Below are 23,526 nucleotides of genomic sequence, written 5' to 3' on the forward strand. Positions count from 1 at the left end.
GGTCCCCCTTTCAAGACGTTAAAAAATAATGGCCAATCTCGCACTGGCGACCTTGGCGTAAGGTACCACATGTTCTTTTTTGCCCGCGGAGATGAGCAGTTCCTCGTTCTCGAATGATAGCAAACGGCCTTCGAATTCTTTGAGTCCTTGAATCGGCTCATAGACCGTTACATATACGTCTTTGCCTACCGCCTTGGCGACATCCGCAGCTTTCTTGAGCGGACGCTCAGCTCCCGGCGAGGAGACTTCAAGGAAATACGCTTCGGAGAACGGATCATTCTCATCCAGCTTCTGGCTGATATATTCGCTGATGGTGCCGCAGTCATCGATATCGATGCCGCCCTCTTTGTCTACGAATACGCGCAGAAACCAGTTGGAGCCTTCCTTCACGTATTCAACATCCACCAGTTCGAAACCATTGTCCTCGAGATAGGACCCGAGCAGCTGCTCTACCGTTTGTTTAATTTTGGATTTGGGTGTGCTCAAAAGAAGATTACCTCCACGAACTTGTCTTTTGCTATATACCAAAGATAAAGAGTGGGTTTCCCCACTCTTTACACAACGGACTTATCTCATTATTACCAAAAAAATTATACCATAGTGAGGCAGCACTGACAAGTACCAGCCCTTGACTCCCCTTTCTATGAGGACATTAAAGGACTGTATATGCTATCACTTGAGCCGATTGTCAGAACAGTGAAAGCTGGTTGCTCTCCGGCAATCCCCGGAAGCAGCCCATTCCCGTGAGCAGCTCAATCACCGTTTTACTGGCCTTGGATTTCTGCTGGAAATCCTCAATGGAGAGGAATTCTCCTGCGTCCTTGGCAGCGGCGATATTAATCGCAGCATTATCCCCGATTCCCGCAAGCGAGGAGAATGGAGGGGTCAGGCTGGTGCCATCCACTGTGAATTTGGTAGCATCCGAGCGGTACAGATCAATGTTCTTGAAGGTGAAGCCGCGTGCGGTCATCTCCAGGGCCATCTCCAGGACCGGAAGCATGGCTTTTTCCTTAGGCAGCGCCTGGAAGCCCTTGGCTTCGATCTCTACCAGCTGGCGCGCAATGGCTTCGTAGCCTTTGCAGCACAGTTCGATATCGAAATCGGCCGCGCGGACCGAGAAGTAAGTCGCATAGTATTCTATCGGATGATACAGCTTGAAGAAGGCTGTGCGCACCGCTGAAATAACATAAGCCGCGGCATGGGCCTTCGGGAACATGTACTGGATTTTGAGACAGGAATCGATGTACCACTGCGGCACCTTGCAATTCTTCATCTCCTCAATCCACTCCGGCGGCAGTCCCTTCCCTTTACGCACGCTCTCCGTAATTTTGAAGGCCAGACTGGCATCCATGCCCGCCTTATAGATCAGATAGAGCATAATATCATCACGGCAGCCGATTACCGTCTTAATGTTGCAGGTATTGTTCTTGATCAGCTCCTGGGCATTCCCCAGCCACACGCCGGTTCCATGGGACAGCCCGGAAATCTGCAGCAAGTCGGCAAAGCTGGACGGCTTCGCTTCCACAAGCATCTGGCGGACGAACTTCGTCCCCATCTCCGGCACCCCATAAGTTGCTACCGGAGTCCGGATCTGATCCGGCCTTACTCCCAGCGCATCTGTGGAGTTAAACATGCTCATCACCTTGGGATCATTCATTGGAATAGTCGTCGGGTCCACACCAGTCAGATCCTGCAGCATGCGCATCATGGTCGGATCATCGTGGCCGAGGATATCGAGCTTGAGCAGGTTGGCATCGAAGGCGTGATAGTCAAAGTGAGTGGTCTTCCACTCGGCTGTAACGTCATCTGCCGGGAACTGCACTGGAGTGATATCTTCGATCTCCATGTAGTCCGGCAAAACAACGATACCGCCGGGATGCTGCCCCGTACTGCGCTTCACACCGGTACAGCCGGCGGCAAGCCGTCCAACCTCCGCGCCGCGCCAGCGCTTCTGGTGATGCTCTTCATATTTCTTGGTGAAGCCGAAGGCGGTCTTCTCCGCCACCGTACCGATGGTTCCCGCACGGAATACATTATCAGGACCGAACATCGTTTTGGTAAAGTTATGAGCATTCGGCTGATACTCCCCGGAGAAGTTAAGGTCGATATCGGGAACCTTGTCCCCTTTGAAGCCCAGGAAGGTCTCAAATGGAATATCCTGGCCTTCTCCCTTAAGCTTGCCGCCGCAATCCGGACAGTCCTTATCCGGCAGGTCGAAGCCGCTTGGCACACTTCCGTCCAGGAACCATTCGCTGTGCCGGCATTCCGAATTGGTACAAATATAATGAGCCGGAAGCGGGTTAACCTCCGAGATTCCAAGGAATGTTGCCACTACAGACGAGCCTACCGAGCCACGGGAACCGACGAGATAACCGTCCTGGTTCGACTTTTTGACAAGCCGTTCCGAGATCAGATAGTTAGCGGAGAAACCGTATTTAATAATCGGGGCAAGCTCCTTCTCCAGACGGGCAACCACAACCTCCGGCAGCTCTTCGCCGTAGATCGATTTGGCTGTGTCATAGCAGGTATTGCGGATCTCATCATCTGCCCCTTCAATAATAGGCGTGAAGAGATCGCTTGGGAACAGGTCGTATTCCTCGAACCGCTCAGCCAGCTCAACCGTATTCGTGACCACAACTTCCTTCGCTTTGGCTGCACCCAGGTATTCGAACTCAGCAAGCATCTCATCGGTTGTACGGAAGTGGGCGTCCGGCTTGTTCTGGTCCTTCAGCGGACTGAACCCGGTAATCCCGTGGATTGTAATATCGCGGAACAGCTTATCGCGCGGCTCCAGATAGTGCACATTCCCCGTGGCAATCACAGGCTTATTCATCTGCTCACCGATCTCACAGATTTTGCGTACAACACTCCGCAGGTCCTCTGGACTCGCTACGAATCCTTTATCCACCAGATGCATGTACATAGTCAGCGGCTGGATTTCCAGAACATCATAGAACTGGGCAACCTCAATCGCCTCTTCCACGGTCTTATTCAGCACAGCCTCGAAGAACTCGCCCCGCTCACAGCCGGATATGACGAGCAGTCCGTCACGATGCTCTTCAAGCTTCGATTTGGGAATGCAGGGTACGCGCTTGTAGTACTCGGTATGAGACATTGAAATCAGCTTATAGAGGTTCTTTTTGCCGATCGGATTCAGTGCATAGATGCCGCAGTGAAACGGCCGAACATTCGACAGGTCATTGCCTACATAATCATTCAGCCGGTCCAGCCGGGTCAAGCCCTTCATCTTCTCAGCATCGGCTAAGAGACCGTTCAGAATCCCGCCCAATGCAATCGTATCATCCACCGCACGGTGATGGCTCTCCAGCAATACCTTGTACTTGTCAGCAAGCGTATTGAGCCGGTGGTTCTTCATGCTCGGGAAGAGCAGACGCGCCAGCTCCAGCGTATCCAGTGAAGGATTCGGCAGCTCCGGCTGACCCAGCTTCTTCAGAGAAGCTTGAATGAAGCCCATATCGAACCGCGCATTGTGCGCAACGAGAATGCTGTCTCCTACGAACTCCACAAATTCCCTCAGTACCGGTTCCAAATCCGGGGCATCTTTGACCATTTCATCCGTAATGTTCGTTAATTGCTGGATGTGGTAGGGGATTTTCTCATGCGGATTAACGAAGGTGGTGTAACGGTCCAGCTCTTTGCCTTCGCACATCTTGATCGCAGCAAGCTCCGTGATGTTGTTGCGTGTAATGGACAGCCCCGTGGTCTCGATGTCGAAGACAACATAGGTTGCAGTCTTGAGCTCCAGCGGCTGCGCATTCTCCACGATATTGACCGCATCATTGACTACATTGGCCTCCACACCGTAAAGCATCTTGAGCTTATGCTTATGGGCGGCGTGGTTCGCATCCGGGAAGCTCTGAACATTGCCGTGGTCGGTCACTGCAAGCGCCGGGTGTCCCCATTTCGCAGCTGTTTTGACATAGGCATCAATCGGTGCTACCGCATCCATCGTGCTCATAGTCGTATGCAAGTGGAACTCCACACGTTTCTCCTTGGCATTGTCCTTACGGGCAGGGGGCGCCGATACCTCAGTCAGATCCGAAGGAATCATCACCAGCTCGGGAATCTGCATGAACCGGTCATATTCCACTTTACCGCGCGCACGGACCCATTTGCCGTTAGCCAGCTGACCCATGATCTTCAGCTCTTCCTTGGTCTTGGCGAACATCTTCATCTGCAGGGAATCTGTAAAGTCTGTGATGCAGAAGGTGAACAGCGTATTTCCGTTACGCAGCTCCTTGCGGTCCAGCCCGAAGATCGTCCCCTGGATTGTAATCTTCTTCTCTTCATCCTGAATCTCCAGAATGGAGACGGCCTGCTCTTTGATGTCATTCCCTACCTGAAGCTTAATGACCTCATTTGGGTCCCCGGCTTCTTCAGGCTCGTCCGGCTCGCTATTCATCATCATCAGCTCTACCAGCTCACGCTGCTCCTGCTGGAGCTTTTGCTGGAATTCCTCATAGGCATCCGCCTTGCTCTTACTCTCGTCCTCGGCCATTTGCAGCTTGACCTTGAGGGGAAGTGCGAAATATTTATCATAATATTTAATAATGGCGGCTTCGATACCCTTCTTGCGGGCCAGCTCAAGTGACATCGAATCATTCAGGCTAAGGATGAGCGTACCGTCCCGCAGCTCCTGACTGGAACGCGTCAGCCAACCGTTGACGGAAGGAATCTCACGCTGGACCCACTCCAGGAACATGCCCCAGTACTCCTGCACAATATCAGCTCTGCTTACAGTATCATCATATAGGAACAAGAAGCTGACCTTGGCAATATGCTGCAGCTTCTCACGCATTCTTAGGATAAAGGCCCTGTAGGTCTGGGCGGGAATTAGGGTTGTCTTCGCAATCACGATATGCCAGTCATGGTTGCCGCGGCTAATCTCCACCCGTTCAATCTGTCCGTCTACAAAATAAGGATCAATCATGGCAGGCGGAATCTCCCCCTGCTTCATCAACAGCTCAAATCTCTTTCTTCTCTCCACGTTATGCTCCATGCATTCCCCACCTAACTCGGCAATAATTGGCGTAAGACTCCGGCGTCATTCTAATGTAATCACTCACTCTATTGTAAGAAAAAGCCTCCGGCTTAAAAAGCATTGGGTACTTGCGGCCCGCCGACTCCTCTCGCCAGAAGCTGATATAAAAATTAACAAATATAAGTCTGCCGATTAATACGCTTTGGCAAATACAACCGTGTGATGAGCAGGTTTGCCGCAGCAAATACAGGTCTCTTTCGTTTCTGACGGGTGGAACGGAATATTACGGCTGCCTGCACCGGTCTCTTCCTTGACCTTGGTCTCACATTCCTCAGAGCCACACCAGCCTGCAAGCGCAAAACCGCGTTTCTCCTCCATAGAATCCTTCATTTGCTCAAGCGTATCTACGGAATAGAAATGATCCTCGCGGAATTTCAGTGCCCGCTCGTACATTTCCTGGTGGACCTGTTCCAGCATAGCATTCACTTCTTCAACCAGGTTCTCCTGCTGAATGACCTTCTTCTCGCCGCTGATCCGGGATACGAGCACACAGACTCCATTCTCCATATCACGCGGTCCAAGCTCCAGACGGACAGGAACGCCGCGCATTTCATATTCATTGAACTTCCAGCCCGGGGTTACATCGGCACGGTCATCTACACGCACACGGATTCCGGCACTCTTGAGTTCACCAAACAGTTCATCGGTACGTCCGATGACAGCTTCGCGGGTCTTAGGCGGTCCGATTGGAATCATAATGACCTGTGTAGGCGCTACCTTCGGCGGCAGAGCCAGTCCACGGTCGTCACCATGCACCATGATGAGGGAACCGATCAGGCGTGTGGTAGAGCCCCATGAGGTGGTATGTGCGTGTTCCAGTACATTCTCCCGGTTCAGGTATTGGATATCAAAAGCAACCGCGAACTTGGTGCCCAGGTAATGTGAGGTAGCGGCTTGAACCGCCCGTCCATCCTTCATCATCGCTTCAATGGAATACGTATCCACCGCACCGGCGAACCGCTCGGATGGCGTCTTCTGTCCGGTCACTACCGGAATCGCCAGAAAAGTCTCCACGAAGTCGCGGTAGTTATCAAGCATCTTCATCGTTTCTTCGCGTGCTTCCGTCTCATTCTCATGCGCGGTATGGCCTTCCTGCCAGAGGAATTCAGTCGTGCGGATGAACGGCAGAGTACGTTTCTCCCAGCGGACTACGTTCGCCCATTGGTTGATTAGCACCGGAAGGTCACGGTAAGACTGAATCCATTTAGAATACATATGCCCGAACATCGTCTCGGATGTAGGACGGATTGCCAGACGCTCTTCCAGCACATCGCCTCCGGCCTCAGTGACCCAAGGCAGCTCCGGGTTGAAGCCCTCCACATGTTCCTTTTCCTTCTGGAAAAAGCTCTCGGGAATGAACAGCGGGAAGTAGGCGTTCCGGTGACCGGTGGCCTTCAGGCGGCGGTTCATTTCCTCCTGGATATGCTCCCAGATCTCGTAGCCGTCCGGTTTGAATACGATACAGCCGCGGACCGGTGAATAATCCATCAGGTCCGCTTTTTTGATAACATCGATATACCAGCGTGAGAAATCCTCGCCCTGCGGCGTGATCTCTGTAACGAACTGCTTGTCTTTGGCCATGTGAAGAAATCCTCCTATTATTCGCCCCTCAGATTGCACATTAGCTATGAAGCCCAATCAAATGCATCACGGGATAAAAATGATATGACATCCGTCAGCCGCTTATGAGGCGTAAAATATCATTATACGTAACAGCGATCATCACCAGGAACAGCAGGGCAAAGCCTACAAAGTGGACCATGCCTTCCCTGCTCGGGTCCACCGGCTTGCCGCGCAGTGCCTCAACACCAAGGAACACCAGGCGGCTGCCATCCAAGGCAGGAATCGGCAGCAGATTAAAGATCCCTAAGTACAAGCTGAGAATAGCCGCCCAGTACGTCAGATACTGAATCCCCTGCTGGGCAATCTGTCCTGTCAACTGGAACGTGCCTACCGGCCCGGAAATATCATCCATATTAAATTTGTTGATCAGCTGTTTGAAGCCGACAAAAATTAACTCCGTGGTGTCCACCATAGCTTTGCTTGACTTGGTAATTGTCTCACCCACTCCGGCCTTTCGGGTAGGCAGCTCCGGCGTAATTCCAACCTTGCCGCCCTGCTCCCCTTCCATTCCGCGGGGAACCATGGTCACACTGAAGGTCTCTTCACCACGTTTTAGCGTCCAGTTCATTTCTTTGCCTTTGGAGGCCGAGGTCAGCTTGATCATCTTCTGATAATCTCCGCCGATGGCCTGCCCGTCCACAGTGACGACAATATCACCCTTCTGAAGGCCAGCTTCCTGCGCAGGCATTCCTAAGCTGACGTCACCGATCTTCACATAGGTCGGGTTCTCCACCGGAATACCGGCCATTTGCAGATGAAGTGCAAATAGCACAAACGCCAGAATGAAGTTCATCACTGGACCTGCCAGGATGGCTATCGCTCGCTGGCCGACGGTTTTGCTCCCGAACTGGCGGTCCTTAGGCGCGATTTGTGTCTGCTGGGTGCCCTTGATCATCATTGCCTGCGGATTCACATCATAGGTGGTCACTTCACCATCTACATCAAGGCGGATTTTCAGATCATTCTCCAGATCTGTGAACTGCGCTTCGCCGCGTATAACATTTCTGCGCGTATCCAGGGAATCAAGGTAAATATTCTTCACCTTGTTGTCCTGGCCCAGCCGGACGGCAATGGTCTGCCCAGGGCCGATCTCAACCATCTCCGGGTCTTCGCCGGCCATACGAGCGTATCCCCCGAAGGGCAGCAGACGAAGCGTGAACTGGGTTTCACCGCGTTTATAAGAGAACAGTTTCGGACCGAAACCGATCGCAAATTCCCGTACAAGAATTCCGGCGCGTTTGGCAAAATAATAATGTCCCCATTCATGGACAGTCACCAGAACAAAGAACATAAACACCGTTAAAAAAACAACTCTTACCATCTCCATAGCGCAACATTCCCCCTTTAGGTGTAAGACCGAAGTATGTCCTCTTAATTTATCATTATTCCAAGGCAGGGCACAAGAGAATCAACAGTCCACACCTATTTTTCAGGGTACAGCCATATTCACCGTTTCCAAAGGCCTCTTATCCCTTTACAGGATAGCCGCAAGCTCCCGGGAAGCTATATCGCTCCTGTGAATCTGTTCCAGACCAGGGTTCGCCTCATTCTGATGACGCTGAAGCACTTCATCAATAATCTCATCAATCCGCAGGAAGGGAATCTCACCGCGCAGGAAGCGGGCCACGGCGACCTCATTGGCTGCATTGAAGGCTGTTGTGAATGTGCCGCCCGCTATGCCACAGTCAATGGCCATCTTCAGCGCCGGATAGCGCTCATAATCCATCTCCCGGAAGGTCAGGCTGGCTACCTGAGCCAGAGACAAACGCTTCGCAGGAGAAGGCCAGCGGTCGGGATAGGTGAGCGCATATTGAATGGGAACCCGCATATCAGGAGTCCCAAGCTGAGCAATAATGCTGCTGTCACAGAACTCCACATACGAGTGAATGATGCTCTCCGGATGCAGAACCACATTAATCTGCTCATACGGAAGGGCGAACAAATGGTGGGCTTCAATAACCTCCAGGCCTTTGTTAACCATGGTTGCCGAGTCAATAGTAATCTTGGCCCCCATGCTCCAATTGGGGTGACGCAGTGCGTCCGCTACCGTTACATTCGTAAGCTGTTCACGCTTATAATCACGGAACGATCCACCCGAGGCTGTAATGGTAATTGAAGCTACATCATTACGGTTCTCGCCATTTAAGCATTGAAAAATTGCTGAATGCTCGCTGTCGACTGGCAGCAGCTTCACGCCTTTGCGTCCAGCCAGCTCTGTAACCAGATGTCCGGCGGTCACCAGTGTCTCCTTATTAGCCAGTCCAATATGTCTGCCGGCTTCAATTGCCGCCAGCGTAGACTGAAGTCCTACACTGCCTACAAGCGCAGTTACGACCGTCTGTGCATCGCCTCCGGCAGCAATCTCCACCAGACCTTCACTTCCGCTATACAGCTCTACACCGGCAGGCAGACTGGATCTGATCTCCTCTGCAAGCTCCTGCGTCGATACCGATACACGGCGAGGCTTGAAACGGCGGACCTGTTCCAGCAGCAGTGAAGTATTACTTCCCGCCGCCAGTCCATCGACTTCAAAAGCTTCCGGATGCATAGCTACCACATCCAGCGTCTGGGTACCGATGGAACCCGTGGAGCCGAGAATACTTATTCTTTTCACAGTTGCTTTCCTTCTCCCTGTCGTTAATAGTAAGGCATCAGCATTACGATATGTACGAAAGGAAATACGATGATCCAGCTGTCGCAGCGGTCCAGGATGCCACCGTGACCCGGCAGAAGTGAGCCTGAATCCTTAATACCGTACACCCGTTTATAGGCAGATTGTACAAGATCTCCAAGCTGACCCAGCACAGCGCAGGCAATTCCAATCAGCAGCGCGCGTCCGATAGTCAGCAGATCAGGAACCAGTAAAGCAAACACAATCGATATGACAGCAGAAATCAATACTCCGCCAAGCGCGCCCTCTATAGTCTTATTAGGACTGATTGCAGGCCACAGCTTGTTCTTCCCGAAGCTTCTGCCGACAAAATAGGCTCCGGCATCACTGCCCCATATACAGCACAGCAGCAGGATCGTCCAGAAGAGGCCATGGCCATCTCCCGCACCGCGGGCGACTCCCATATACGAGAACCCCATTCCTATGTAAACAATGCCAGTGAACATCATCGCGGTGATTTTGATATCCAGCTTATTCTTACTGAACACAGTGACCAGCAGGAACAGCAGCAACACCAGCCATATCCCCTGTTCCCAGGAGAATAACTTTTTCATTTCCAGGAGGTCCCAAGGAATCATAAAGCCTACAACAGAGGCATAACCAAATACAGCCGTCAGCCCGAAGGTTGCTGTACCTGTCATTTTCACAAATTCATAATAGCCGATGAGGGCCATGGCAGTCAGCATCAGCTGATACGGCCAGCCGCCCCAATAGCATAACCCTAAAAACAAGGCTCCGGCAACAATTCCGGTAATCAATCGCTGCTTCAAAGAATCCCTCTCCCATCAGGCTACTTCAATCCACCATAACGGCGTGTGCGGCGCTGATATTCAGCCACAGCCTGCATCAGATGCGCCTTGTCGAATTCCGGCCAGTATGCATCCGTAAACCAAAATTCACTGTATGCGATTTGCCACAGCATAAAATTACTGAGCCGCATCTCTCCGCTGGTACGAATCAGCAGGTCAGGATCAGGCAAGCCGCTGGACAACATTCTGCTGTCAATCAGCTCTGAAGTAATTTCTTCAGGTGACAGGATTCCTGCCTGGATATCCTTGCCCAAGTCGCGCATACAGTTCTCTATCTCTTTGCGCCCGCCATAGTTGAGTGCAAAATTCAAAATAAGTCCAGTATTACTCTGTGTGCGGGCCACCGCTTCTTCCATCGCCTTGCGCGTATGGGAAGGCAGCGAGTCGGTATCACCCATTACGCGAACCTGTACATTCTTTTCAATTAATTCGTCCAGTTCAATCGCCAGGAATTCAACGGGGAGACGCATCAGGAAATCCACTTCATCCTTCGGCCGGCTCCAATTCTCCGTAGAGAAAGCGTACAGCGTCAAAAATTCTACTCCGAGGTCATTCGCTGCAATCGTAGCACGTTTGACTGCCTTCATCCCGTTCTGATGGCCCACAACCCGGGGCATACCGCGCCGTTTCGCCCAGCGCCCGTTGCCATCCATAATTATCGCTACGTGCCGGGGAATATTATCCGGTGAAATCTCGACTGGCTCCTGCCTGTCTTTACGGCTCAGCCATTCTTGAATCCGTTTGATCATTTCCGTTTCCTCCAAGCTCTTATCAGAAAGAGACAAACCCCACCATTAACGGAGGGGCCTGAAGTCTCATGAATTTCGTTATACTTCCATAATCTCTTTTTCTTTGGACAAGAGCACTTTGTCGACTTCAGCTATGAACTTATCCGTTGATTTCTGGATATCTTCCTGATGTCCATGGGATTCATCTTCTGAAATGCCGTTCTTCTCCATCTTCTTGATGTCATCGTTGGCATCGCGGCGGATGTTGCGGATCGCTACCTTAGCTTCTTCACCGAACTTCTTGGTGAATTTCACCAGCTCAGTGCGGCGTTCTTCGGTAAGCGGAGGAATCGACAGGCGGATGATCGTACCATCATTGGCTGGTGTAATCCCGATGTCGGATTTCATAATCGCCTTTTCGATGTCTGACATTGAGGTTTTGTCCCACGGCTGGATCAGCAACGTCCGGGAATCCGGTGTGCTGATGTTAGCCAGCTGATTGATCGGAGTTGGAGCACCGTAATACTCAACCTGGATGCGATCCAGCAGCGACGTCGAAGCGCGTCCTGCCCGCAGTGTTGCCAAGTCGCGTTTCAGCGAGAGAATCGCTTTTTCCATACGCTCTTCAGCATTCTTCTTAACCGATTGTGGCATTTAATTTACACTCCCTTTAACGATCGTCCCGATCTTTTCGCCGAGAACGACGCGCTTAATATTGCCTTGCTCTGTAATAGCAAACACAATGAGCGGTATATTATTATCCATGCAGAGTGAGGAAGCGGTAGAATCCATAACTCCCAGGTTTTTGTTCAGAATATCCATGTAAGTCAGCTGCTCGTATTTAACGGCTGTGCTGTCCTTGAACGGATCTGCTGAGTAGACTCCGTCTACCTTATTCTTGGCCATGAGGATAACCTCGGCTTCAATCTCGGCTGCTCTAAGCGCTGCCGTAGTATCGGTCGAGAAGAACGGATTCCCTGTCCCTGCGGCAAAAATAACTACGCGGCCCTTCTCCAGATGCCGGATGGCCCGGCGGCGGATATAGGGCTCAGCAATCTGCTGCATGGCGATAGAGGTCTGAACCCGGGTAGGGACATCAATCTGCTCCAGAGCGTCCTGCAATGCCAGCGAGTTCATCACTGTTGCCAGCATTCCCATATAATCGGCCGTTGCCCGGTCAATACCGCTTGCACTTCCGGCGATTCCGCGCCAGATGTTGCCACCGCCGCATACAATCGCAACCTGAACTCCAAGCTCCACGACTTCCTTGACCTGCTCTGCAATAGAGATGATCGTATCGGCATCGATGCCATAGCCATTCTGTCCGGCGAGCGATTCACCGCTTACCTTAAGGACTACTCTCTTAAATACCGGTTGTTCCAATTATATACCCTCACTTTCTACAAAAGACGGAACACTACTTGTATGTGTTCCGCTCTTTTGATGCTTGCCTGTATTCAGTTCTTATTCAATGACCTGCAGTTATTATTGTTTTACTTGTGCCATAACTTCTTCTACGAAGTTATCGACTTTCTTCTCAAGACCTTCACCCAGTTCGAAACGAACGAAGCGGCGGATCGTGATGTTCTCGCCGATGGTGCTGATTTTTTCATTCAGCAGCTGGGAGATTGTCTTGTCCGGGTCTTTAACGAAGGATTGCTCCATCAGGCAATATTCTTCATAGAACTTGCTGATGCGGCCTTCCACCATTTTTTCAACGATCTTCTCAGGCTTGCCTTCGTTCAGCGCTTGTGCCTTAAGAATTTCTTTTTCCTTCTCTACGTCTGCAGAAGGTACTTCTTCACGGCGGACATACAGCGGGTTCGCTGCTGCGATTTGCATAGCGATATCGCGTGCGAATTCTCTGAAGGAATCCGTTTTGCCTACGAAGTCAGTTTCGCAGTTGATTTCTACCAGAACGCCAATACGGCCGCCAGCGTGGATATAGGATTCTACAGTACCTTCAGTAGCAATACGACCTGCTTTGTTGGCTGCTGCGGACAAACCTTTTTCACGAAGCAATTCAGCTGCTTTGGTGATATCGTTGTTTGCTTCTTCCAGAGCTTTCTTACAATCGAGCATTCCTGCCCCTGTTCTTTCGCGAAGTTCCTTCACTGCTTTTGCATCTACTGCCATTGTTATTCCCTCCAGGGTCATAGTCGTTGTCATGCGGGGACATCTAGCGATACTTACTTGCATTTTAAAAAAAGGGCAGTGAGAGGTTATCCACCTGCCAACCACCCTTTTCATTTAAGTTCTTATTTATATGTTCCGGTTGCTACTTAAGCTGTAGTTGTGTCTTCGCCCTGATGAGCTTCAACAACAGCATCAGCCATCTTACCAGTCAAAAGCTTCACGGCGCGGATAGCGTCGTCATTGCCTGGAATTACGTAGTCAATTTCGTCCGGATCGCAGTTAGTATCAACGATAGCTACGATTGGAATACCCAATTTGCGAGCTTCTGCTACTGCAATGCGCTCTTTACGCGGGTCAATGATGAACAGCGCGCTTGGAAGACCTTTCATGTTCTTGATACCGCCCAGGAATTTCTCAAGACGATCTTTCTCTTTGCGGAGAAGGATAACTTCTTTCTTAGGCAATACTGCAAAGGTACCGTCTTCTTCCCATGCTTCCAGTTTCTTCAGGCGGTCAATACGCTTCTGAATGGTCTGGAAGTTAGTCAGGGTACCCCCGAGCCAACGCTGGTTAATGAAGAACATACCCGAACGTTCAGCTTCTTCTTTCACGGAATCCTGAGCCTGCTTCTTTGTTCCTACGAATAGGATTGTGCCGTTGTCGCCAGCGACGCTCTTTACAAAGTTGTAAGCTTCCTCTACCTTCTTGACTGTTTTTTGCAAGTCAATAATGTAAATTCCGTTTCTTTCAGTGAAGATATAACGATCCATCTTTGGGTTCCAACGACGAGTCTGGTGACCGAAGTGTACCCCAGCTTCGAGAAGCTGCTTCATGGAGATTACTGCCATCTTCACACACCTCCTAAGTTTGGTTTATTGTGTGTCTCCTCCGCCGCGCGTCATCTTTCAGCAAGACTTTCTTCAGAAGAAAGCACCCCTTACCGAAATCAACCGGCGTGTGTTTTAACACCGTCAATTAATATATCATAATAAAACAACCTATGCAACGATTACTTTTTTACGGTAATCAGCTTGTCAATAATGGAGTTGATGCTCTCTCCCTTGGTGAAGCTGTAGCTGCCGTATTGAATGATAGTATTCACCTTACGGCTGTTTGCCGTCTTGAGGAACTTATTCTTGTCCTCAATTACCCCGGCTTCCGCGAGTAAATCTGCTGTCTGAGCGAGGGTAATTCCAGTGGGGATCTTTAGAGTGATTGCCCCGTCCACCGCAGCCACAGGCGCTTCAGGCGTAGCCGGAGCTTTGGTAACAGGTGCTGCGGTGCTCTGCGGCTGCGCAGGAGCAGAAGGCTTGCCCGGAGTCGCTGCGGCATTTGGCACTGCAGCCGGCTTGGGCGGGACAACAGGCGTAGATGCTGGTGTTACTGGTGTTGCTGCTGGCGCCCCGGATGCCTCAGTCTCGGCCGCTTTCTCCGGGGACGGCGTTGCTGTTGCGGCAGCTTCTGCCGGATCTAGAACGGTAAGGTTCAGACTAGCCGCTTGCCGGATCAGCTCTTCTTTGGTCAGAGGCGCCGCCCGCCCGGCTATCATCAGCTGCAGCAGCAGTGCACCGGCTATCAGCCCGATCCCTAATCCCAGCATAAAGAACCGGTTTTTCATCATATGGACTCCTCCTGCTGGGCAAGCTGCAGGATCAGCTGCACCTCGCCCCGCTGAAGACCGGCGGTCTTAGCGATAGAGTCGATCGATTTCCCCTGCTCATGCAGCTCGAACAGCCGGGGATACCGCAGCTTAATGGAGCTCACGGGTCTTGGCTTAACAGGAGATACTGCCTCAGTTGCCTGCTCCGTGCCCTGAGGCTTCTCCGCATGGCCGGACGAAGCTTCCCGAGAGAAGGTAGCTGCCAGCTGAAGCAATCCCTTCTCTTCCGCAGTCAGACGCGCATCCATCAGCAGCAGGCTCTTCTGCAGCTCGCCCACCTGCTCCCGCAGTACACCGATTTCTTCCTGAAGGGCTGCCTTATTGCTCTGTGACTGTGTCTTAATGCTGCCCACCAGCTTCAGCAGCTCGGAGTTCTCATGTTCGATATCGGCCATGTAGAGCTCCAGAGCTGCCTCCGTCTCCTTCAGGCTCTTCTTCTCCGAATCTTCCTTACCCGTCCTGGCCGGCAGCCGCAGGGCATAAACAATAGCAACTACGCCTACCAGCACGATGTATACCCATGGTTCCAAGTGTGTAATCTCCTTCTGCGTTTAATTCGTAGGATGCCTTAACTGCATTTGCGGTTATCCTGTCCCAATCAGAGACTGAAATCAATACGGTGCCCTTTATAGGGATGTTCGGCATCATGGGTGTTCTCCTGCTTGTCCGGTTTGCGCGGATGAGGCTGACTGCCAGAGCCGTTCCCATTGCCGCCGTCCCGCAGGGCCGATTCGGCAGACTCGTCAACCTCAGTGCTGCGCAGCGAGATTTCCTGGCTATGCTTAACATTCTGGCCTGCCAATTGCTGCTGGTCGAGTGCAGGACGCTGCTGAAGGTTGTTCTGAACTTTGCCCGCATCATGGGTACGGGGCAGTGCAATTTGCAGTTCCACCGGTTTCAGACTCATAAGATCCCTCTTCTCCGCTCATTGGTTTCAGAATCAAGGAATGGCAGGCCGCCACGGCTGCCCGCCTGATTAAACGTACGGTATGATAGATATATCCCCTTCACTATAAATGAAGGTTACCCGCTCCGTCGGGTCCTTGACGAACCTCGTGTATCTGCCGATTACGATCTTGGAGCCTCCATAGATCGTCTTGACGACATCAACCTTAGCTCTGCCGGTGTCCTCCAGCATGCGCTCGATCTCCAGCACACGCTCTTTAATTCTCTTTTCATCACGCATATGGGACTGCTTGGTGGCATTAAGCTTGACGCGAAGCGCCACCTTGTCCGGCGATAGCTGCCCATTGTTCGCCAGCTGATTAAGCAGATACAACGCCTTATTGGTCTTGTCCTCATTCTCGAGAAGCTGCCGCAGCTCCTGGCGCAGTTCGTTGATCTCATTTCTCAGCTCGGGAACAACGCCCACTTCAATCGCTGTAGCTGTAGACATGGTATTGCCGATGGTACGGGCAATCACGCGCTCACCTGCCTGTACGATACCGCCGACGATTAAGCCTTTGGCCCCGTTGCACAGAACATCATGACCTGCCCGGATGCTGGAATGCATAATGCTCTGGGAGACGATAATATCCTCCCCGGCCACAACATTGCCCTCCTGGATGAACGAGACCTTAACATTTTTACCGGCGCTTACGTGGCCTTTATTATATCCGATGATGCCGCCCGTAATCTCGATGGACCCGCCCGATATCAGTTCGGCCCCCTCTACCCCGCCGACCACACGGATATCTCCTGCCGATTTGACGGTGAAGCCGGTAAGCACATTGCCGCGGATGACCACCGTGCCCACGAAATCAATATTGCCTGTGCTGTAATCCACATCCCCATTGATTTCATACACCGGAAATACATTGATTTTGCCCTTGTCTGTCAGCGTAACCAATCCGTCAATCGCCGAATACATGGAGGTCTCTTCCTGATCCACCACCACATTCTTGCCTACTTTGAAATGAGCCTCCTTCCCTGCCCGGAACGGAAGCTCTTCCCCGGTTACCATTTTTCCGCTCACGCCGTTCTCTGCCGGAATAACCTTGGCAATAAGCTGGCCCTTCCTTACGTTATGCAGCCGGACCAGCTCTTTGTAATCCACTTTGCCATCCTCTTTCTCCAGAGGCTTGCGGTCCTCCTCCATATCAACGGTCAGCACAACCCGGCCGTCCTTACCGTTGACAGCAGGCTGTCCAATCGCGATAGGCACCCGGTTCCAGAAATATTCTTCCGGGTTACTGCTAATCCGCTGAACAATATCATGCTGGATACCGAAACGAATATTGTGACTGAACAGGAAGCTCTCAAGGTCTTCGACCGAACAGGTGAAATTCTCATCCTTCTTGGTGAACTGAAGGTAAGCGATCCCCTTATCCTCCGAAAAAGTAATGCTCAGGTATTGGCTCAATACATATTGACCGATCAATTTCTGCTCCCCCTTGTCACCGTCACCCGGTTAATCATTTTGCATTAGAAGGTCCCGGTTCTTCTCAAGTGTTCCTCTTAGCCGCAAAATAGCTTTGGAATGAAGCTGGGAGATTCGCGAAGGAGACAGTGACATCACTTCCGCAATCTCGCTTAAAGATAAATCCTCATAATATAAAAGGGACACGACGGTCCGTTCTTTCACTGTTAGTTTCTCGATGCCTTTGGTTAGCGTATCCCGCAGATAGAACTCATTCACTTTACGGTCCGGATTCTTGGCCTTGTCATCTACCAATATGGACATTCTTGTCTCTGATTCTTCTTCGCGTATAGGATCTTCCAATGAACAGAGCGACATTACTGCGACATCCTGCAGCATCGTCTGAAACTCCGTTTCCGAAATATTCAGATATTGGCTCATTTCATCATCAGTTACTGACCTCAAATACTTCTGCTCCAGCTGCTGGTAGGCATCCTCGATTTTTTTCGCTTTTTCGCGTACGGATCTGGGAACCCAGTCACTTTGCCGCAGAGAATCAAGGATTGCTCCCCGTACCCGCCACGATGCATAGGTCTGGAATTGAAGCCCCCGCTTGTAGTCGAATTTTTCGATGGCATCAATGAGTCCCATGACGCCGTTGCTGGCCAAATCGTCCTTGGAGACGTTTTTGGGCAGTCCTACTGCCAGACGGCTGGACACGTAATCAACAATGTGGAGATAACTCTCAATCAGCTTTTTTTTAGCTTCAGGATCGCCGTGCTCTTTCCACTGCTCCCAAAGCATATCTGTTTCCGACTGAGCTGCTTTACGCTCGTTCAACGGCTTTCACCCTTCCCAAAGTTTAGTCAGCGGGCAAACATGCGGCGCAAGATGACGGACTTTCGCCGCAGCACTCGCTTATTCTTCTTTCAGGTGACGAACGGCCTTGGCCAATTCTTCAGGATCTTTCATAGAGACTAGCTTCGGAGGCTGCAAAGGCGTGAATCCCCCTGGCTCTTCACTGACCGCCTCCCGTTTTGGGGTGAGCAGGTCCTTGAGCTCCTGATCCTCTTCAGGTGTACTAATATCAAGCTTCACGCCAAGAGACTCTCCGTTATCGAACAAACCGGCTTCCGGATCTGAGGATTCTTTTCCGATAATAAAACCCAATACCCATCTCAGGCAGAAAGCAAGCACAAACCAGATAATAAATCCGTACATGCCCCGGATCAGGCTGGTACCCAGCAGGTTCTGTCCGTTGTTCGCAAGGAAGGTTAGTACAAATCCGATCAGTCCGGCCACAATATTCAGCAATAGTTTCCTGCTCATGGCTAAATTTCCTTCGGGCCTTTTTGAACGCTGCGGATAAAAATGACTCCGGTATTGCAGGAGATTTCTATCGTGCGCCCATAATTGCCGCCCGTGTCCTCCGCGATAAGCGGAATATGAAGGCTCTCAAGAGCAAGCTTGCAGGATTCCACATTCCGAGGCCCGATCCTCATGGTGTCACTCCCTCCGGCAAAAGCAAACATCTGCGAGCCTCCGGCCATCTTGGCCACAATCCGGCTTCTAACCGCCCCCAGCCCCAGCAGGCGGGCTAAAAGCTCAGGCACAGCAGTATCTGCGAACTTGGCGATATTCAGCTGTCCCTCCCGGGCAATCTCTGACGAAGGCAGCATGACATGAGCCATCCCCGCCAGCTTTTTACCGGGATCAAACAGAGTCAGACCTACGCAGGAGCCAAGACCGGTCGTACGAATAAGGCTGTCCTGGCTGCCTACGTTCAAATCCGCCATACCTACTTTAATGATGCTCTGCTCTTCAATCATTGTCGAACGGTACTCCTAAAGCCTTGAATATTTTGGGGAACGATTCCGGATCGGGAATAAGGAAGAATTGTCCTTCAATTTCATTTTGGCCTTCTAAAAAAGTCGTATCGATCAGCAGCGCATCATCGCCCATCTGACCGAACTGCAGCAGCCCGTAGCCAAGAATGGCTCCGGCCATATCCATCGCAAGCGCCGGCACTGTCGGATACATGGTCAGGGAGGTGAAATCCGCCAGGGAAGAGAGATAAGAACCGGCCAGAATATTGCCGATCTCGCTTAGTGCGGATAATTCCATCTCACTCAGCTCACCGCCGCCGGAGACTTCAATGCCGGCAATCCGGCTGAGCAGGTTGCTTGCCGCTTCCGGGGTAAGAATGAAGAACAGGTTGCCCGGGGCTTCACCTTCCACACGCAGGAATACCGCGTATACCAGCTCCTCCGCTCCGCCCACCTTATCGGTGATTTCCTCGAAGCTGAGCAGCTGTACCTTAGGCACGGCCATGTCAATCGGCTTATTGAGCAGCTGGGACAAGGCGGTGGCTGCATTGCCGGCCCCGATATTCCCGACTTCCTTAAGCACATCCATTTTGAAGTCTTTGAAATTCTTGAATAGCTCCATAGGCTAGCCCTCCAGGCTTTCCAGCTGCACGATTTCACTCTTGTTCAGTACTTCAGACAGGTTGAGCATAATCAGCAGACGGTCATCCCCAATTTTGGCCACCCCGTCCAGATACTTCGCCTTGATGCCCCCTACAACATCCGGCGGTACATCGATAATGTCACGGTTCAAGTCAATGACATCGTTGGCTGAATCGACAATGAAGCCCACTTCCATCTCATTCACATTGACGATAATGATCCGGGTCTGATCCGTGTGTTCCGCTTCCTCAATGCCGAAGCGTCCGCGCAGATCGATAACCGGAATCACGACGCCGCGCAGATTAATCACACCTTTGATGAAGGAATAGGTCTTCGGTACGCGGGTAATCGGCATCATACGTTCAATCGTCTGGACCTTCTCTACTTCAATGCCGTATTCTTCAGTGCCAAGCTTGAATACAATTACTTTGATATCTTCAGCCATGGAATGAGCCTCCCTGTTCTAACCTGATTATTTGATAAAAGCATTCGGATCGATAATAAGCGCTACCTGCCCGTCTCCAAGAATCGTGGCTCCGGAAATTCCCTGTACCTCAGGCAGATACTTGCCGAGGTTCTTGATTACGATTTCGTTCTGGCCAATGAAGTCCTGCACAGCCAAGGCAACCAGCCTTTCTCCTTTGCGGACAACCACGATCTCCGTCTCCTCTTCCGTGCTTTCATCATAGTCGGGAATGGAGAAGATCTTGCTCAGGGAGACCAGCGGAATATGGCTGCCCCGGAACTCCAGCATCCGGTTGCCGTGAATGGTGCGGATCTGGGCTTGCTTCACAATTCCAGTCTCCACGATGGAAGAGAGCGGAATGGCATATTTCTCGGAGCCCAGCCGAACCAGCATCGCTGCAATGATCGACAGGGTCAGCGGAAGCTGAACGGAGAAATTCGTGCCTTTGCCCGGTGTTGAATAGATGGTGACGTTACCGCCCAGGGAAGAGATTTTGGATTTGACCACATCGAGACCCACGCCCCGGCCCGATACGTCAGAGATGACCTCAGCTGTACTGAATCCAGGCGCGAAGAGCAGCTGGTACGCTTCGTCATCTGTCATCGTGCCCGCCTGCTCCTGGGTAATCACACCCTTTTTGACGGCAGAGGCCAATACATTCTTCGGATAGATGCCCTTGCCATCCTCTTCAATCTCAATGAAGACATGATTGCCGCTGTGGAAGGCCCGCAGCTGCACAGTGCCTGTCTCCGGCTTTCCGGCAGCAACCCGGTCCGCGATCGATTCAATCCCGTGATCCACTGCATTGCGCAGCAGATGCACCAGCGGATCGCCAATCTCATCAATCACCGTACGGTCAAGCTCCGTATCGGCTCCGGTGATGATTAAATCTACCTTCTTGTCCAGCGACTTCGCCAAATCGCGAATCATCCGCGGGAACCGGTTAAATACGGTATCTACCGGAACCATACGGAGCTTCATGACTATATTTTGCAAATCTCCGCTCACCCGGCCCATATGTTCGACCGTTTCGGTAAGATCACCGTTCTGCACCTCTGAGGCCAGCTGCTCCAGCCGGACACGGTCAATCAGCAGCTCGCTGAACAGATTCATCAGCACATCCAGCCGCTCAATATCAACACGGATGGTGCGGGAAGGCGACGGCGCTCCTCCAGCCCGGGCCGGGGCAGCTTTGCCGTTCTCTTCCTTGGGATGCAGAGAAGCCGCAGGGGAAGCATTACCAGCTGCTGCCGGAGCAGCCTCTTGCACCGGAGCCGAGGCAGGCGCTTCGGCTGTAGCTGCTGCAGTGTCTTGTCCCATTTGGCGAAGTGACTCCTGATCAAGCGCCACAGCGGTGACCGCTTCAATCTCCGACAGATTCAGAATCATCTTCTGAATTTCACTTGCATCCTTTTGGGTTATGTAGTAGAGGGAGAATCCGTAATCGAATTTCTCCTGTTCTATGTCCTGAACCGAAGGGAAGGATTTCACGACTTCTCCTGAACGCTCCAGAAGGTCGAAGACCATATAGGCACGTACGGCTTTGAGCTGACAGTCCTTGCGGATCGCCACATCCACATAAAGCACCTGATGGCCTTCCTGAAGGGATTGCTCCAGCACAGAGTACTGGAATTCATCCAGGAACACCTGGGCCGCGCTGGCATTGCCGGACGCAGCAGCCGTGACTTCAGCAGAAGCATTGCCGGCAGAGGGAACCTCTCCGCGAACGATGGCCTGCAGGGACGAGACAATGGCTGTTACATCGGCCTTGCCCGCTCCCCCGCCGGTAATATCCTCCACCATGGATTCCAGAGCGTCAATACTTTTGAACAGGGTATCAAAAATGAAGTCTTGCATCCGCAGTTTGTTATTGCGCACCAGATCGAGCACATTCTCCATTTGGTGCGTAAGCGAAGCCAAATCTTCAAAACCCATTGTAGCCGCCATACCTTTCAAGGTATGGGCGGAGCGGAAAATCACCTGAACAATACTCAGATCCTCCGGATTCGCTTCCAGCCCCATCATGCTATCGTTCAAAGACTGAAGATGATCATTTGACTCATCAATAAACATGGATAAGTATTGGTTCATGTCCATGAGCGGGTACCTCCCCTTCGAGTTCGCTATTCCATTATTTAACGGCTTGTACCAGCCTTGGAGCAATTTCTTGCAAAGGCAGGATGTGTCTTACACACTTCAACTCTACTGCAGACCTCGGCATTCCGTAAACCACACAGGTTTCTTCACTCTCTGCAAAGGTAGATGTCACCCCCGAATCATAGAGTGCTTTCATCATCCGTGCTCCGTCGCTGCCCATCCCCGTCATAATGACGGCATGACGTTCCAGCGAGGTAAGCTGCAATACCGATTCAAACAGTGTATCTACAGAAGGACGATGTCCATTGCGGACCTCTTCCTTAGTAAGCTCTACCATGTATTGGCCGCCAGGCGCAGGTACCACTGTCAGGTGATAGCCGCCGGGGGCAATATACGCCGCTCCCTGCCGGAGAACCATACCGTGTTCCGCTTCAGCGACTTCCAGTGCGCTAAAGGTATTCAGGCGCTGGGCCAGCGACTTGGTGAAGTTAGGCGGCATATGCTGGACAATGACAATCGGTGCCGGGAAGTCGCCAGGGATGTTCTCTAGGAACGCCTTCAGCGCTCTCGGACCTCCGGTTGAGCAGCCTACAGCCACCAGCTTGCGCACGCTCCGGCTTCCGCTTGTCTGGCCTCCTGCTGCTGCAGGAGGCTCCACGAATGAGCCAGCAGCAATTTCAGCAGCCGCCCGTTGTCCAGCCCATCCGCTGCCCTGCGCCTCCTGGTGGGAGCGGCCTTTGAGCCTGTCGGGAGCCGGTTTGGGCACTGCTGGTGCAGGCTTGACCACCCGCTTTGCATTGGGCGGCTCAGTGCGGGCTTCCGGCTTCCGTTTGTCAGCCGGCGGTTCAAGCGGCGCTCTGGCCCTCGGCTTCTCCGTGCCCTGAAGCGGCGCTTTATCCGCCTCCTTCTTGGACGGCTCCAGCTTCCGCCTCACCGGTTCCACAACAGCCCGCGGAGCAGGCAGTTCGGCAGCGGGAGGAGGAGGCTCAGGCAACTTGACGGCGGAAGCGCGGGCTTCACGGCGCTCACGCGCCATCATGGCCTCTTTCATCTGCTCCCGGAGGGATTCTCCGACAGCGATGATATCCTGGGAGTTTGAAATGGACGGCTTTCGGATGAAATCGAAAGCCCCCCACTCCAAGGCCAGAATCGTCTCCTTCATACCCTCTTCATTGATGCCGGACAGCATAATTACCGGGAGCGGACGCTGGGCCATGATACTTTTGAGCGCCTCCAGGCCATTCATCTCAGGCATCTCCACATCCATGGTTACGAGATCCGGACGAAGCTCGTTCACCTTCTCAATCGCCTCGCGTCCGTTGGCAGCTGTCGCTGTGACTTGAAAGTCGGCATCATTCTCTATTAAATCCGAAATGATTTTGCGCATGAATGCAGAATCATCAACAACCAGAACTTTATATGGCCTCATAGCTTTTCCACCTCTGTC

At 52.0% G+C, this 23,526-nt stretch carries 22 protein-coding genes; all 22 read right to left on the reverse strand.

Features of this window, described 5'->3' with window-relative positions; translation table 11 throughout:
• Window positions 1-18 precede the first annotated feature (18 nt).
• The 22 genes from rimP to NSS83_RS05665 all read right to left on the reverse strand — a co-directional run bounded on the left by rimP (window position 19) and on the right by NSS83_RS05665 (window position 23,508).
• Window positions 19-486 carry a ribosome maturation factor RimP gene (gene rimP / locus NSS83_RS05560; protein ID WP_036724721.1) on the reverse strand — a complete coding sequence of 156 codons (468 nt, stop codon included), beginning with the start codon at window positions 484-486 and terminating at the stop codon, window positions 19-21.
• A gap of 202 nt (window positions 487-688) precedes the next feature.
• On the reverse strand, window positions 689-5,020 hold the full coding sequence (locus tag NSS83_RS05565; protein WP_341347832.1) for a PolC-type DNA polymerase III: 4,332 nt from the start codon (window positions 5,018-5,020) through the stop codon (window positions 689-691).
• Window positions 5,021-5,194: 174 nt separating this feature from the next.
• Window positions 5,195-6,643 carry a proline--tRNA ligase gene (gene proS, locus NSS83_RS05570; RefSeq protein WP_341347833.1) on the reverse strand — a complete coding sequence of 483 codons (1,449 nt, stop codon included), beginning with the start codon at window positions 6,641-6,643 and terminating at the stop codon, window positions 5,195-5,197.
• Between the two features lie 94 nt (window positions 6,644-6,737).
• Window positions 6,738-8,012, reverse strand: coding sequence for an RIP metalloprotease RseP (rseP, locus tag NSS83_RS05575; RefSeq protein WP_341185389.1), 1,275 nt, complete (start codon window positions 8,010-8,012; stop codon window positions 6,738-6,740).
• A gap of 147 nt (window positions 8,013-8,159) precedes the next feature.
• Window positions 8,160-9,299: a 1-deoxy-D-xylulose-5-phosphate reductoisomerase gene (locus tag NSS83_RS05580; protein ID WP_341185388.1), complete on the reverse strand. Its 1,140-nt coding sequence runs from the start codon at window positions 9,297-9,299 to the stop codon at window positions 8,160-8,162.
• Window positions 9,300-9,322: 23 nt separating this feature from the next.
• A complete protein-coding gene (locus tag NSS83_RS05585; RefSeq protein WP_341185387.1) occupies window positions 9,323-10,126 on the reverse strand; it encodes a phosphatidate cytidylyltransferase in 804 nt (267 codons plus the stop codon).
• 20 nt (window positions 10,127-10,146) lie between these two features.
• Window positions 10,147-10,914, reverse strand: coding sequence for an isoprenyl transferase (locus tag NSS83_RS05590; RefSeq protein WP_341185386.1), 768 nt, complete (start codon window positions 10,912-10,914; stop codon window positions 10,147-10,149).
• Between the two features lie 78 nt (window positions 10,915-10,992).
• A complete protein-coding gene (gene frr, locus NSS83_RS05595; protein ID WP_036724711.1) occupies window positions 10,993-11,547 on the reverse strand; it encodes a ribosome recycling factor in 555 nt (184 codons plus the stop codon).
• Complete coding sequence (pyrH, locus tag NSS83_RS05600) at window positions 11,548-12,276, reverse strand: UMP kinase (protein ID WP_036692582.1); 729 nt, start codon at window positions 12,274-12,276, stop codon at window positions 11,548-11,550.
• A gap of 102 nt (window positions 12,277-12,378) precedes the next feature.
• The gene (gene tsf / locus NSS83_RS05605; RefSeq protein ID WP_036724710.1) at window positions 12,379-13,029 is read right to left on the reverse strand and encodes a translation elongation factor Ts; all 651 of its coding nucleotides are present in this window, start codon (window positions 13,027-13,029) and stop codon (window positions 12,379-12,381) included.
• 146 nt (window positions 13,030-13,175) lie between these two features.
• Window positions 13,176-13,877 (reverse strand): 30S ribosomal protein S2, encoded by a 702-nt coding sequence (rpsB, locus tag NSS83_RS05610; RefSeq protein ID WP_036692565.1) that lies wholly within the window; start codon window positions 13,875-13,877, stop codon window positions 13,176-13,178.
• Window positions 13,878-14,038: 161 nt separating this feature from the next.
• A complete protein-coding gene (locus NSS83_RS05615; protein ID WP_341347834.1) occupies window positions 14,039-14,650 on the reverse strand; it encodes a hypothetical protein in 612 nt (203 codons plus the stop codon).
• Complete coding sequence (locus NSS83_RS05620) at window positions 14,647-15,219, reverse strand: hypothetical protein (RefSeq protein WP_341185384.1); 573 nt, start codon at window positions 15,217-15,219, stop codon at window positions 14,647-14,649. Before NSS83_RS05620 ends, NSS83_RS05615 begins: the two co-directional genes overlap by 4 nt.
• A 68-nt stretch (window positions 15,220-15,287) precedes the next feature.
• Window positions 15,288-15,596 (reverse strand): hypothetical protein, encoded by a 309-nt coding sequence (locus NSS83_RS05625; protein WP_341185383.1) that lies wholly within the window; start codon window positions 15,594-15,596, stop codon window positions 15,288-15,290.
• Between the two features lie 69 nt (window positions 15,597-15,665).
• A complete protein-coding gene (locus NSS83_RS05630) occupies window positions 15,666-17,069 on the reverse strand; it encodes a FapA family protein (RefSeq protein WP_341185382.1) in 1,404 nt (467 codons plus the stop codon).
• Window positions 17,070-17,099: 30 nt separating this feature from the next.
• A complete protein-coding gene (locus tag NSS83_RS05635) occupies window positions 17,100-17,888 on the reverse strand; it encodes a FliA/WhiG family RNA polymerase sigma factor (RefSeq protein WP_341185381.1) in 789 nt (262 codons plus the stop codon).
• A gap of 78 nt (window positions 17,889-17,966) precedes the next feature.
• On the reverse strand, window positions 17,967-18,377 hold the full coding sequence (locus tag NSS83_RS05640; RefSeq protein WP_341185380.1) for a hypothetical protein: 411 nt from the start codon (window positions 18,375-18,377) through the stop codon (window positions 17,967-17,969).
• A 2-nt stretch (window positions 18,378-18,379) separates the two neighbouring features.
• Entirely contained in the window at window positions 18,380-18,877 is a 498-nt protein-coding gene (locus NSS83_RS05645; RefSeq protein ID WP_036724701.1) for a chemotaxis protein CheD, read from the reverse strand.
• Window positions 18,870-19,496 (reverse strand): chemotaxis protein CheC, encoded by a 627-nt coding sequence (locus NSS83_RS05650; RefSeq protein WP_339310138.1) that lies wholly within the window; start codon window positions 19,494-19,496, stop codon window positions 18,870-18,872. The genes NSS83_RS05645 and NSS83_RS05650 overlap by 8 nt, the downstream gene beginning before the upstream one ends.
• 3 nt (window positions 19,497-19,499) lie before the next feature.
• On the reverse strand, window positions 19,500-19,961 hold the full coding sequence (locus NSS83_RS05655) for a chemotaxis protein CheW (RefSeq protein WP_036692546.1): 462 nt from the start codon (window positions 19,959-19,961) through the stop codon (window positions 19,500-19,502).
• 27 nt (window positions 19,962-19,988) lie between these two features.
• Window positions 19,989-22,079 carry a chemotaxis protein CheA gene (locus NSS83_RS05660; protein WP_341347835.1) on the reverse strand — a complete coding sequence of 697 codons (2,091 nt, stop codon included), beginning with the start codon at window positions 22,077-22,079 and terminating at the stop codon, window positions 19,989-19,991.
• A 34-nt stretch (window positions 22,080-22,113) separates the two neighbouring features.
• A complete protein-coding gene (locus tag NSS83_RS05665; protein WP_341185378.1) occupies window positions 22,114-23,508 on the reverse strand; it encodes a chemotaxis response regulator protein-glutamate methylesterase in 1,395 nt (464 codons plus the stop codon).
• Between the last annotated feature and the right edge of the window lie 18 nt (window positions 23,509-23,526).

Source organism: Paenibacillus sp. FSL H3-0469, assembly GCF_038051945.1.
In the GTDB taxonomy this organism is placed as follows: Bacteria; Bacillota; Bacilli; order Paenibacillales; family Paenibacillaceae; genus Paenibacillus_AQ.